10 protein-coding genes are annotated in these 12,214 nt (G+C 51.0%); 5 read left to right on the top strand and 5 right to left on the bottom strand.

The window, feature by feature from the left end:
• Positions 1 to 45: 45 nt before the first annotated feature.
• The gene (locus tag AC4PME_RS17425; protein ID WP_491046538.1) at positions 46 to 1,971 is read right to left on the bottom strand and encodes an aminotransferase class V-fold PLP-dependent enzyme; all 1,926 of its coding nucleotides are present in this window, start codon (positions 1,969 to 1,971) and stop codon (positions 46 to 48) included.
• Positions 1,972 to 2,100: 129 nt separating this feature from the next.
• Here AC4PME_RS17425 and AC4PME_RS17420 point away from each other — a divergent pair, with 129 nt between their 5' ends.
• A complete protein-coding gene (locus AC4PME_RS17420) occupies positions 2,101 to 2,961 on the top strand; it encodes a tetratricopeptide repeat protein (RefSeq protein WP_491046537.1) in 861 nt (286 codons plus the stop codon).
• Here the strand turns inward: AC4PME_RS17420 and AC4PME_RS17415 are convergent.
• The gene (locus AC4PME_RS17415; RefSeq protein ID WP_491046536.1) at positions 2,958 to 3,401 is read right to left on the bottom strand and encodes a hypothetical protein; all 444 of its coding nucleotides are present in this window, start codon (positions 3,399 to 3,401) and stop codon (positions 2,958 to 2,960) included. The genes AC4PME_RS17420 and AC4PME_RS17415 overlap by 4 nt on opposite strands.
• Before the next feature lie 165 nt (positions 3,402 to 3,566).
• On the opposite strand from AC4PME_RS17415, the gene AC4PME_RS17410 reads away from it, so the two are divergent.
• The 4 genes from AC4PME_RS17410 (at position 3,567) to AC4PME_RS17395 (ending at position 7,117) form a co-directional block, all read left to right on the top strand.
• The gene (locus tag AC4PME_RS17410; protein ID WP_119502678.1) at positions 3,567 to 3,752 is read left to right on the top strand and encodes a DUF2065 domain-containing protein; all 186 of its coding nucleotides are present in this window, start codon (positions 3,567 to 3,569) and stop codon (positions 3,750 to 3,752) included.
• A 129-nt stretch (positions 3,753 to 3,881) separates the two neighbouring features.
• Positions 3,882 to 5,180: an adenylosuccinate synthase gene (locus tag AC4PME_RS17405; protein WP_119502677.1), complete on the top strand. Its 1,299-nt coding sequence runs from the start codon at positions 3,882 to 3,884 to the stop codon at positions 5,178 to 5,180.
• Positions 5,181 to 5,271: 91 nt separating this feature from the next.
• Positions 5,272 to 6,690 (top strand): aldehyde dehydrogenase family protein, encoded by a 1,419-nt coding sequence (locus tag AC4PME_RS17400; protein WP_491046535.1) that lies wholly within the window; start codon positions 5,272 to 5,274, stop codon positions 6,688 to 6,690.
• A gap of 10 nt (positions 6,691 to 6,700) precedes the next feature.
• Entirely contained in the window at positions 6,701 to 7,117 is a 417-nt protein-coding gene (locus tag AC4PME_RS17395) for a VOC family protein (protein ID WP_474841355.1), read from the top strand.
• 67 nt (positions 7,118 to 7,184) lie between these two features.
• Here the strand turns inward: AC4PME_RS17395 and ggt are convergent, their stop codons facing one another.
• The 3 genes from ggt to pbp4b form a co-directional block, all read right to left on the bottom strand.
• The gene (gene ggt / locus AC4PME_RS17390; protein ID WP_490710451.1) at positions 7,185 to 8,882 is read right to left on the bottom strand and encodes a gamma-glutamyltransferase; all 1,698 of its coding nucleotides are present in this window, start codon (positions 8,880 to 8,882) and stop codon (positions 7,185 to 7,187) included.
• Between the two features lie 5 nt (positions 8,883 to 8,887).
• Positions 8,888 to 10,264 (bottom strand): Na+/H+ antiporter NhaC family protein, encoded by a 1,377-nt coding sequence (locus AC4PME_RS17385; RefSeq protein WP_490710450.1) that lies wholly within the window; start codon positions 10,262 to 10,264, stop codon positions 8,888 to 8,890.
• A gap of 149 nt (positions 10,265 to 10,413) precedes the next feature.
• Positions 10,414 to 12,214, bottom strand: a 1,801-nt coding sequence (pbp4b, locus tag AC4PME_RS17380) for a penicillin binding protein PBP4B (protein ID WP_491529674.1), incomplete at its 5' end; no start/stop codon positions are given.

Below are 12,214 nucleotides of genomic sequence, written 5' to 3'. Positions count from 1 at the left end.
TAAAGCGAAAAGCTCACCGGACGGTGAGCTTTTTTGTCTGCAGCGCTATTCGCCCTGCACGTATAATTCACCGTCGTATAAGCCCTGGATGGTGAGCTTCTGATTGGCCAGTGAACGCAGATAATCAATATGTTCCTGCTCGATTAACTGTCCCGGCACGATCAAAGGAATGCCCGGCGGGTAGGGCGTTACCAGTCCCGCTGCAATACGGCCGGCACTTTCCTGCCAGGGAACCGACTCACGTTTGCTGAAAAACGCCGTTGAAGGCAAGGTCACAAGATTAATCGGCGGGATCTTCGCCGGCATCACCGCACGGCTCTTACTGCGGTTCAGGCTGACACTGCCTTCATCCAGTTTCTTCAGCGCATTGTACAGGCGCACAATCTTCGAGCGCATGCCGCCAAGGGTAAGCAGAACCAGAATCGTACTGTGAGTGAACTTCTCGATTTCCAGACCCACTTCATCCATCAGGAAGCGGTGAATTTCATGGTTCGAATAAGACAAGGCTGAAACGTCGATAAGAATTTTCAGCGGATCATGGCCCATATTGTCTTCTTCAAAATGGTCAAAGGCCTCTGCAAAATCTTTTGATTCCAGAATACGGATGCGGCTGAAGCGCGATACCTGCTCCTTAAGTTCCGCCACATTGCTGAGCAACTCATTCAGTATTTTATAACCTTCCATCTCCAGTTGCTGACGGCACACATCCAGCGATGCAATCAACTGATACTTGGGTGAGGTGCTGGTATGTATGCTGTAAATCTCTTTGAAGAAGTCGATATCGAAATCCGGGTCATTCACGTGAATGAACGACGCCTGAGAGAACGCTGATACCACTTTATGCGCCGAATGCGTCACGTAGTCTGCGCCGGCGTGAATGGCTGAATAGGGTCTGAAATGCGGGTGGAATAAGGAATACGCAAACCAGGCTTCGTCAATGAATACTTTGATACCGTACTGGTGGCCCAGGTCCACAACCTGCTTCAGATCAGTCAGCAGTCCGTCGTAGGTACAACCCGTCAGCACAATGAGTTTTGCATCCTGGTTGGCTTCAATCACTTCTTTCAGTTGTGACAGTTTCGGCGGTGAGAAAATGCCGTAATCAGGGTTAAAAACGCTGTCCAGATACACCGGCATTGCGCGTGCCTGCACAATACCGTAGTGCACGGATTTGTGGCAGTTACGGTCGGCGATCACTTTATCGCCTTCACGCAGCAGGGTTTGCAGAATAATTTTGTTGGACGTCGATGAGCCGTTAGTCACGAAATACGACTGGCGGACTTCAAAGGTATTCGCCAGTGCAGACTGGGCACGGCCAATGGCATGGGTACCGTCAGATAAAGAACCCAGCGAGTCGACGCTTACCGACAGGTCGCTGACAAACACATTGCGGCCGAAGAAACGGTAAAAATCACTGATATAAGGCGAGTTACGGAAGCTGGCGCCGCCACTGTGACCCGGCGTATGCCAGGAATCGTTGGCTTCCAGTACATACTCTTTATAGGCAGTCCAGAATGGCGTTTCATTGCGATCGTCAAAGTCGTTAATGATGTAGCCGAGGATCGATTCCGGATCGGAGATAATATCGTTGCGGTAGAAAAACGACTCCATGCCGCTGGCCTGGTTAACAATATCCAGTCCCTTAATGGCATCTCCCAGCACATAAACCGGTAATTCCGGGCGGATGGCTTTGATGGCCTTGATGACCACTGCATTGTTGTCTACTTTCCCTTTGCCTTCGCCACCGATTTCAAACTGCCTGACTTCGGTGTCCCAACTGAATACCACGGCCTGAATTTCTCCGTCGTTGTGAACAGAATCCAGGGCTGTAGCTACAGAGCTGGCTTCAACGACAGTGATCTCAATGTCTGGCCTGTCGAACAGCTCGGTGGTGGAACGGATGCTGGTGGAAAGCTGCTCCAGCAGCTCTGCTGAGTCTTCAATGATCAGAATTTTCAATTGGGGGAGCATAGTAAGAATAAATCGTTCCTTAAAAAGTCGTGGCAGTCAGTGTAACGCTGAACTGTATGGTTGTCAGTCTTGCTTTTGCAGCTAACGCACCCATATCATTGAACAAATATTCAGAACAGGCAAAAACGCATGGATAATTTAGTTGCGAACAATACCGTTGATATCACTCCGGAGAATTTTCAGCAGGTCATTCTGATGGATTCACGGGAAAAAGTGGTACTTGTGGATTTTTGGGCAGAATGGAGCGAGGAGTCGAAAAGTGTTTCTCCCATACTGGCAAAGATCGCGTCTGAATACGGTGATAATTTAATTCTTGCCCGCGTCGATTGTGATCAGCAGCAGGAAGTCGCGGCGCAGTTCGGTATTCGCAGTCTGCCCACGGTTATGGTAGTGAAAGACGGCCAGCCGGTGGACGGCTTTGCCGGCGTTCAGGGCGAAGACCAAATCCGCGAGTTCCTGAGTAAGTACCTGCCAAACCCGGAAGATGAATTACTGGCGAAAGCCGGTGAGGCCATTTACGAAGGTGATTATGCAACGGCATTCCCGTTTGCCAAACAAGCCTTTGAAATGAACGAAGGGAATATTAACGCCCGTTATATGTACATCGATTGCCTGGTGGAAACCGGTTCTGTGGATGCTGCAAAGGCGCTGCTGGCAACGATTACTCTGGTCGATCAGGATAGTCGCTATCAAACGCTGACCGGTAAAGTTGAACTGGCAGAACAGGCCGCTGAGTCTCCGGAAATTCAGCAGTTAACTGCACAGGTAGAAGCTGAACCCGACAATCTGCAATTGAAAGTGGAATTAGCGGTGCAGTTACAGCAGGCCCATAAATCTGCCGAAGCATTGGATTTGTTATTTACTGTGCTAAAGACAGATTTGAATTTCGGTGAAGCGAAAAAGCTGATGCTGGATATGATTAATGCATTGCCGGATGGTGACAGTCTGAAGTCAGAGTACCGCCGTAAGGTTTACAGCCTGCTCTATTAATCGTTGTCTGGTGGGGTTTGCTGCGGGTAGGGTGTGAAACCGCCTTCAGCAAGCCAGCACAGCGCTTCGAAGTAGCTGGAAAAGTAAGCCCGTTCGTAATTTGTTCCGCGAATGTCTTCCCGCAGGTGTGGATGGGTTCGTTCAATTTGAGCCCGCTTCACCATGCCCGCATCAAGCACATAGGCAGATCGCGTCAGACCCATGGTGATGTTCTTCTTTATTCCCCTTGCCAGCACATTCTGACATTCAGGCGTAGACAATACCCAGCGGCGACCGTCCATTATGGCTCCCCAGGGTTCATTGTTAAACCCTTGCGCCATCCGGTGAATATCCTCTGTCATGGCCTCTGCTGTGGCTTTATTCCAGGCACCCGTTGCAAACACTTCAAGCAGGTTGCCTGAAACGTCGAGTGCATAGTGTCCCTGAAGAGGAAATCTCATTGGTTATCCTTTAATGCATAACTACAGTATTGATATAGCAGATATTTTGAGGTTTTGTGACAAAATATAACTGGTCAAATGTGTTAACGTTGTCTCCGGTCAAAAGATCAGGCGTCATCAGGGTTGTGCATCAGCAACCAAAACAAATTTAATGAGGAGAAATGCATGGACTGGTTATGGCCGGCACTGGCTATTGTTTGCATTGTTGAAGGGCTGGGACCGTTAATCATGCCTGACCGTTGGCGATTATACCTGCTTTCTGTAAGCCAGCAATCGAGCAATAGTCTAAGACAAGTCGGAGGAGTGCTGGTGGTGATTGGCGTTGTCAGCCTGGTGTATCTATCCCGTTGAACAAACGTTAATTTATAAAAAAATAATATGGCTCAGACCATGTCTGTCTTATTTTTGCGCATAAAACAGATGATCAAAGGTCGCAATCTTTGGTAGAATCCCCGCCTAATTTTTTTACACACTAGATTCATGGCAAAGAACGTTGTGGTACTCGGCACTCAATGGGGTGACGAGGGTAAAGGTAAGGTCGTAGACCTGTTAACAGATCGCGCAAAATACGTGGTTCGCTATCAGGGCGGTCACAATGCCGGTCACACACTGGTAATCGACGGTGAGAAAACCGTCCTCCACTTAATCCCGTCCGGTATTCTGCGTGACAACGTTACCTGCATCATTGGTAACGGCGTGGTATTAAGCCCGGAAGCACTGATGAAAGAAATCACCATGTTGGAAGAACGTGGTGTGCCTGTGCGGGAACGTTTAAAAATTAGTGAAGCCTGCCCGCTTATTCTGCCTTATCACATTGCACTGGACGTGGCCCGCGAAAAGGCCCGTGGCAGCAAAGCAATCGGTACAACCGGTCGTGGTATCGGTCCGGCTTACGAAGATAAAGTGTCACGTCGTGGTCTGCGCGTAGGCGATCTGTTCAATCCTGAAGATTTCGCGGCAAAACTGAAAGAAGTTCTGGACGTACATAACTTCACGTTGACGCAATACTACAAAGAGCCGGCAGTGGATTTCGATGAAACCCTCAAGCAGGCGCTGGCTGTGGCAGATATCCTGAAAGCCATGGTTGTTGACGTAACCGATGAACTGGACAAAGCCCACAAAGCGGGTTTGCCCATTATGTTTGAAGGTGCGCAAGGTACACTGCTGGATATTGACCACGGTACGTATCCTTACGTTACGTCTTCTAATACCACAGTAGGTGGCGTTGCTACCGGTGCCGGTTTTGGTCCGCTGAACCTGGATTACGTGTTAGGTATTGTTAAAGCGTACACAACCCGTGTTGGTTCTGGTCCTTTCCCTACAGAACTGGCTTGCGATGTGGGTGAGCACCTGGGCGTAAAAGGTCACGAATTCGGTGCGACCACCGGCCGTAAGCGTCGTACCGGCTGGTTCGATGCCGTAGCGATGAAACGCGCAGTGCAAATTAACTCTATCACCGGTTTCTGCTTAACCAAGCTGGACGTACTGGATGGTCTGGAAACTCTGCAAATCTGTGTGGGTTATAAAGACGCAGACGGTAACGTGAAAGACGTTCCGCCTATGGCTGCTGATGGCTACGACCTGGTTACTCCGGTTTACGAAGAAATGCCTGGCTGGAAAGAGACAACTTTCGGCGTCACTGATTTCGATAAGTTACCTCAGGAAGCGCGCAACTATATTGCCCGCCTTGAAGCCATTACCGGCGTGCCTGTTGATATAGTCTCAACAGGGCCTGACCGTAACGAAACTATCGTGTTACGTCATCCTTACGACGCGTAAGCGAAAAGATAAATACCTGAAAAGCCTGCTTCCGAGCAGGCTTTTTTGTCGGTAAAGTAAACCTCTGAATGCTGAACAGCGGAGTGAATCAATGCAAGTTGTAACTGATACCGGTAACGGTAACGCGCCCCCTCCGGACACCGCGCATTACGCTGCAACGTTCGCAGCACTGCGAAGCACCTTTTTCACCGATAAAACCCGTGATATCAGCTGGCGCAAACAGCAGTTGCTGGCCCTTAAGACCATGCTCGTTACCCATGAGCAGGACATTCACCGCGCCCTGAATCAGGATTTAGGCAAATGTGAAACAGAAGCCCGTACTTCGGAAACCGGCTTTTTACTCTCCGACCTCAAGCACACTCTCAAACATATCGACAGCTGGGCAGATTTACGTCACGTATCTACGCCCCTGGCGGCCCAGCCGGCCCGCAGCTATCTGCAACCGGAGCCGTTAGGTGTAGTACTGATCATCGGGGCGTGGAATTATCCCGTGCAATTGCTTTTAGCGCCGCTGATTGCGGCACTGGCAGCGGGCAACTGTGCCATTGTTAAACCGTCAGAACTGGCCCCGGCATCATCAGCATTAATGGCCAGCTTGCTGCCTCAATATCTGGATGAAGATGCCGTGGCGGTTGTTGAAGGCGCTAAAGAAGAGACTCAGGCTTTATTAGCTCTGCCTTTCGACCACATCTTTTATACCGGTGGCGAAGCGGTAGGCAAAATTGTTATGTCTGCGGCAGCGAAACACCTTACGCCGGTTACGCTGGAGCTTGGCGGGAAAAGCCCCTGTATTGTTGATGCCAGTTGCAGGCTGGACGTCACCGCCAGACGGATAGTGTGGGGTAAATGGATGAACTGCGGGCAGACCTGTATCGCCCCGGACTATATCCTGATTGAGAAAGGGTTTGCTGAAGCGTTTCTTGCTGCCCTTGAACGGGAAATCACTAAGCAGTACGGGCCTGAACCTTTGCAAAGCAAAGATTACGGACATATCGTCAATACCCGACATTACGAAAGACTGTGTCAGCTCATTGCGGATCTGCAATGCCGTATTGGTGGCGAACGGGACGACGGGAAACGCAAGCTGGCCCCGGCTGTGGTGTTAAATCCTCCGGCAGACAGTACGCTGATGCAGGAAGAAATCTTCGGCCCCGTGTTGCCGGTCATCGAACTGGAGAACATAGAAGACAGCATTGGCTTTATCCGCGGGCGGGCAAAACCTCTGGCGCTGTATCTTTTCAGTGAAGATCACGGCTTTCGTGACAAAGTACTTACGCAAACCAGTGCTGGCAGCGTGTGTGTGAACGACACGATGATGTTTATGACCAATGCAAACCTGCCTTTTGGCGGGGTCGGTGGCAGTGGTATGGGGCGCTATCACGGACAATATGGCTTTGATACGTTCAGTCATCTTAAATCAGTGATGGTAAGAGCCTCGAAGTTTGATGTGGCTGTACGCTACGCCCCGTATTCCCGATTTAAATTATGGCTGTTGAAAAAATTATTATAAAGGAGAGCACATGCCTCAACCGTTTCATCTTGCAATTCCCGTTGACGATTTAGCCGCTGCTGCCGCGTTTTACGGAGACTTACTGGGCTGCGAACGCGGGCGCAGTGACACCCGCTGGATTGACTGGAACTTCTATGGTCATCAACTGGTAACCCATTGTGTTGATGCCATGCCCTCTGCGCCACAGCACAATGAAGTAGACAGCCACGCGGTGCCGGTGCCCCATTTCGGTGTGGTGCTGGATATGGCAGACTGGCACAAACTGGCTGAACGGTTAAAAGCGGCAGATATGTCGTTTGTCATAGAGCCCTACGTGCGCTTTAAAGGGGAGCCCGGCGAACAGGCCACCATGTTTTTTCATGATCCTGCAGGCAATGCGCTGGAGTTTAAGGCGTTTAAATCGCTTTCTCAGTTGTTCGCTGTGTAACAGGCATAAAAAAGCGCAGCCTTGTGCTGCGCTTCATTAACCGGGCCGCTGAGCCCGTGTAAGCTGACTACAATTCTACTTCTTCAACAATTGCCTTACCGCGTCCTCTGGCTTCAGAGGCTGCATCCAAGCCTGCTTCAGTGCGCTTAATCAGGTGGACATCGCCAAAGTTACTTTCTTTCATGGTGTAACCCATCGCTTCAAGCGCCTTTACAACCTCTGCCGGCATGCCTGCATGGTACGCAATGGTGTCTTTGGGCCAGAGCTGATGATGAAAGCGGGGGCTGTTTGCCGACGCGTCTGCTGTCATATCAAAAAACAGCGCGTTCAGTATGGACTGTGCCACTGAGGAAATAATCGTGGTACCGCCCGGTGAGCCGGTGACCAGTTTCACTTTATCGCCTTTCAGCACAATGGTTGGCGTCATGGAAGACAACATGCGCTTACCCGGCTGGATTTCGTTAGCGGTACCGCCGATGGCACCGAAGAAGTTGGGCACGCCGGCCTTGGCACTGAAGTCGTCCATTTCGTCGTTCAGCAGGAAGCCGGCACCTTCTACCACCACGCCACTGCCAAAGGACAGGTTAATGGTAGTGGTATTCGCTACCGCATTGCCCCATTTGTCCATAACCGAGAAATGGGTGGTGTCCGGACTTTCATATAAGCCGGGTTTCACGTCTTCTGTCACTGAAATGGCTTCAGGATCCACTTCTCCGGCACGAGCAGTAATGTAGGCCGGTTCTAATAACGCTTTTACAGGCACTTCGACAAAATCGGGGTCGCCCATGTACTCGGCTCGGTCAGCAAACACACGTTTACCGATTTCAGACATCAGATGAATATACTCTTTACTGTTTTGTGCTGGCAGAGTCTGATTTTTCAGTACTTCATTGAGCATACTGATCCACTGAGCTACTGCCACACCGCCAGAGCTGGGAGGTGGTGCCGTGATGAGTTTGTAATCCTGCCAGGGATAAACAATCGGTGCCCGCCATTTGGCTTCGTAACCCTGTAAATCCTCTTCTGTGACCAGGCCACCATTTTCAGCCATGAAGCCGGCAATAATGCGGGCGGTTTCACCTTCGTAAAAGCCTTTTTCACCTTCGTCACGAATGCGGGTCAGCGCTGCGGCTAACTCAGGTTGCTTAAACAGTACATCTGCAGTGCGGGCTTCACCGAAATAGTCGCCAAAGTTGCTGGTGATCCCTTCTTTTTCCTGCCTGGCCATGTAGCGTGTGATATGGTCAGCCAGTTTTGCCGGCACATTAAACCCTTTTTCTGCCAGGTCTACAGCAGGCTGCACCAGACGGTTCCAGGGTAATTTACCGTAGCGCTGATGTGCTGCCCACATGCCGGCAACTGAACCGGGTACACCGGAGGCTTTTGCACCAAACAGCGATTCCAGGGTTTTCACGTCACCGTTTTCATCGAGGTACATATCACGGTGGGCTGCCGCCGGAGCCATTTCACGGTAATCCATAAAGGCTGCTTCATCGTCGAAAAAGATGGTCATGAACCCACCGCCACCGATGTTACCTGCTTCGGGGAAGGTCACTGCCAGCACAAATTGCGCCGTGATGGCCGCATCAACCGCGTTACCGCCTTCGTTTAATACTGCCATGGCAGCATCGGCAGCAAAGGTATCAGGCATAGATACCGCCTGCTGGCTGGTTTCAACCTCCGGGGCCGGTGCAGATACCGTTGGTTTTTCACCGGAGCATCCTGCCGCCACAAACAAAAATAGCGAGAGTAAAAGTATTCGCATAATGGCTATCCAATCATAATGATGCTGGCGATGACATAGGCAACGAGTGTCAGTCCGCCAGCGGTAAGTGCATAGGGAAGCTGGGTACGGATGTGCGTTAACAGATCGCACCCGGCCGCGATGGATGATACCGCAGAGGTATCGGAAATAGGGGAGCAGTGATCACCAAATACGCCGCCGCCCAGAATTGCGGCAATGACCAGAGAGGGTGGCAGTCCTAATGACTGGATCAAAGGAACGCCGATGGGGATCAAAATCGCAAATGTGCCCCAACTGGTGCCGGTGGTAAACGACATGACCGCGCCGGCCAGAAACAGCATGGGAACAATTAACACCAGAGGCAGGTATTCACCCACAATACCGGCAACAAAAACGCCGGTGCCGAGCACTTTTAAGCTGGCTCCCAGTGTCATGGAAAGTAATACAATGGACACCAGCGGAAGCAGTTCGCCCATCCCTTTAAAGCCAATTTCTACGGCTTCGTGGTGAGTGAAACGTTTATGCAGAATTAACAGGAAGTACGCGACAACGGTAGCCAGAATAGTAGCGTACAACACAGATTTGCTGCCACTGCCGTTAGCCAGTACGCCATCACCGGTCCACAACATAAAGCCCGCCATACTGACAACCATGAGCACCAGCGGCACCACCATAAAGCGTACTTTGGTTGCCGGTTCTGACTCAATTACCGTACCGGTGTGAGTCATGGCGGCATCTTCTTTTGCCATCGGACCGTGCACTTTGTCTTTCACTATGGTGTACACCACAATCGCCAGAGTGATCAGGGCGTAGAAATTCAGAGGTACCGTGCCCCACAGAATACTGGCGGACGACTGCTCCAGCTCGTAACCGTCCAGCAGGCCAAGGACGAATGCGCCCCATCCGTTCAGTAAGATAAGAATACAGACCGGCGCGCTGGTACTGTCGATGATGTAGGCCAGGCGTGCCCGGCTCATTTTGAATTTATCAAATAAGCCGCGGGCGAATATACCGGCGGTGAGTACACTTAAATTAGACTCGATAAATACTGCAACACCGGTGAGCATCGTCAGGCTGCCAACCTGCCGCTTACTTCTGGCAATGCCTTTGCCCGTGAGCCAGTTTACGGTAGCCGTTACACCGCCTGAGTCGCGGATATAGGCTAACAGCGCCCCCACCAGAATAGAGAAGATAAGGATCCGGGTATTACCCGGACTGGCGGCAACGTCGATGGTTCTTTCGATAGCATTCACCGGCGCCAGCAATACGCCGTCACCGGTCACACTCAATAAAATCAACGCTTCTGATGAGAGAACGGCCAGTAACAAGGCCATGATGACTTCTTTTTTCCAGAACACCACAAAAATGGCGACGAGAGGCGGGATAATTGAAACCCAATCCATGAAAAATGTTCCTGCTTTTATTCTAATGATTGATCGCAAATCAGGCGCTGATATTCAGTGCGCGATGTCCGCGGGGCAGTGTGACGCTTTATAAAAAAGCGTGGCGATAGCCTAACTGAGAACTTACCGGTTCTGCCAGTACTTTTACCTCAGTGATTGAGTATTGCTTCGTAAACCCGGGTTATCACACTGCCATATTTTGCGGTTTCAAATTCGCTGCCGGCAAACTGCAGGTTGCCGGTACTCTGTTTCTCAACCGGTGTATGTCTGGCGTTGGTAAAGAGCACAATACCGAGATCCTGCGCCGGATCGATAACCGTTGCCGTACCTGTCCAGCCGGTATGACCAAAAGCTTGTGAACTGGCATAAGGGCCGAAGTGCCAGCGATTACTGCCGTTGCTGCCCCTGCGCCAGCCAAGTCCGAAACCGGGATTCAGCGGGGAAGGAGCGGTAAACAGTGAAATAGTGTCCCGGTCGGTCAGTGCAACCTGTCCGTAACCACCGCCATTTAATAAGGTTTGCATCAGCACGGCAAAATCATCCACCGTGGAGAACAGTCCTGCATGCCCTGAAACACCGCCCATGCTGTACCAGGCCTTTTCGTCATGCACTTCTCCACGCAGCGTGTACGTGCGGATGCCGGGGAAATCGATATTGTGACTGCGTGTATTGCCATTTATTTCTGTAGCCGCGATCTGATTAGGGGTAAACCCTTTTTTCAGCGGGTTAAACACCGTGTGATTAAGCTGAAGCGGGCCGTAAATGAACTGCTCACAATAACGGTCGAGAGACATGCCTGTTATCCGCTCAACCAGCAGTCCCAGCAGCATAAAGTTGGTGTCACTGTACGTAGCCTGCGCGCCTTTACTTATCTGAAAAGGTACTGCAGTGGTTAATAAGGTTGATGTATGTGATTTATCCCGTGACCGGAAAGACTCACCGTAGCGCTCACCGGGTGCAAAAAAGCGCACCTCAGGACCGTAGCCGGACTGATGGCTCAGTAAATCTCTTACAGTACGTGCTTCACGGCCACCGCCGGCGTATTCCGGCAGGTACTGATACACCGGCGCATCAATACTCAGTTTCCCCTCAGACACCAGTTTCATCAGTGCCAGGTTAGTAGCAAACATTTTCGTGTTAGAGGCTACATCAAACAGCGTGTCCGGTGTCATCGGCTCCGGCTTTGTGAGGCGGGTGCCTGTTTCATCGTAAAGCAGCGCATTGCCATAGGCTGTGCGTTTAATCACAGCGCCGTCTTTGATAACCAGTAATACGGCTCCGGGAAATCCATCCTCAATGTCCTGCTGAATTAACGCATCGACCGGTCTGAAGGCTTGTTGCCATTTTTGCGTTTCGTCTGTCAATGAAGGCCAGGGGATGGTGACGTGCAAAGCGTCGCTTTCTGAATCACTTTGCACCTCAAGGGTGTTCGTACCGTTGTGCGTACGCTTTTTCAGAGAATAACTGTAGGTATGACCGGCCTCCAGAGGAGAGGCAATGTTCAGCGTTTCGCCATTTACTTTCACCGTGGCGTTGATGGTTGTAGCCGGCGTCAGTAAGATTTCGCCCCGTCCTTTGTACGCTTTAAACGCGACCTTGTCGTTCACCTCTTCCCGGCTGGAACGCTCTTGTTGGGGGAAATCACTGTCAATTTGTCCTGACTGAGGACGCTTCTCTTCAGCAGGTGCGGCTTTCAGTGCCGTTTCACGGGCGTAACGGGTATTCAGCGCTTTGGCCTTTTGCGGAAAATACTTGTCCAGCAAAGCGAACAATGCGGCTGCTGTGCGGCTGTTAATTACGCCGGTTACGTTATCCTGCACAAAGTGCATCTGGAACGCCGACAACGCATTGATGGTTTGCTCATCCAGTGTGCCGGTTTCCACCACGCCGTATCCGTAAGTGCGCAGCGCAGCCTGCGTTAAAGAAACAGAGGGCAGGGCGCGGTTAAAG

This window comes from Alteromonas sp. (genome assembly GCF_984505615.1).
This window is presented reverse-complemented; position numbering and strand designations above follow the sequence as displayed.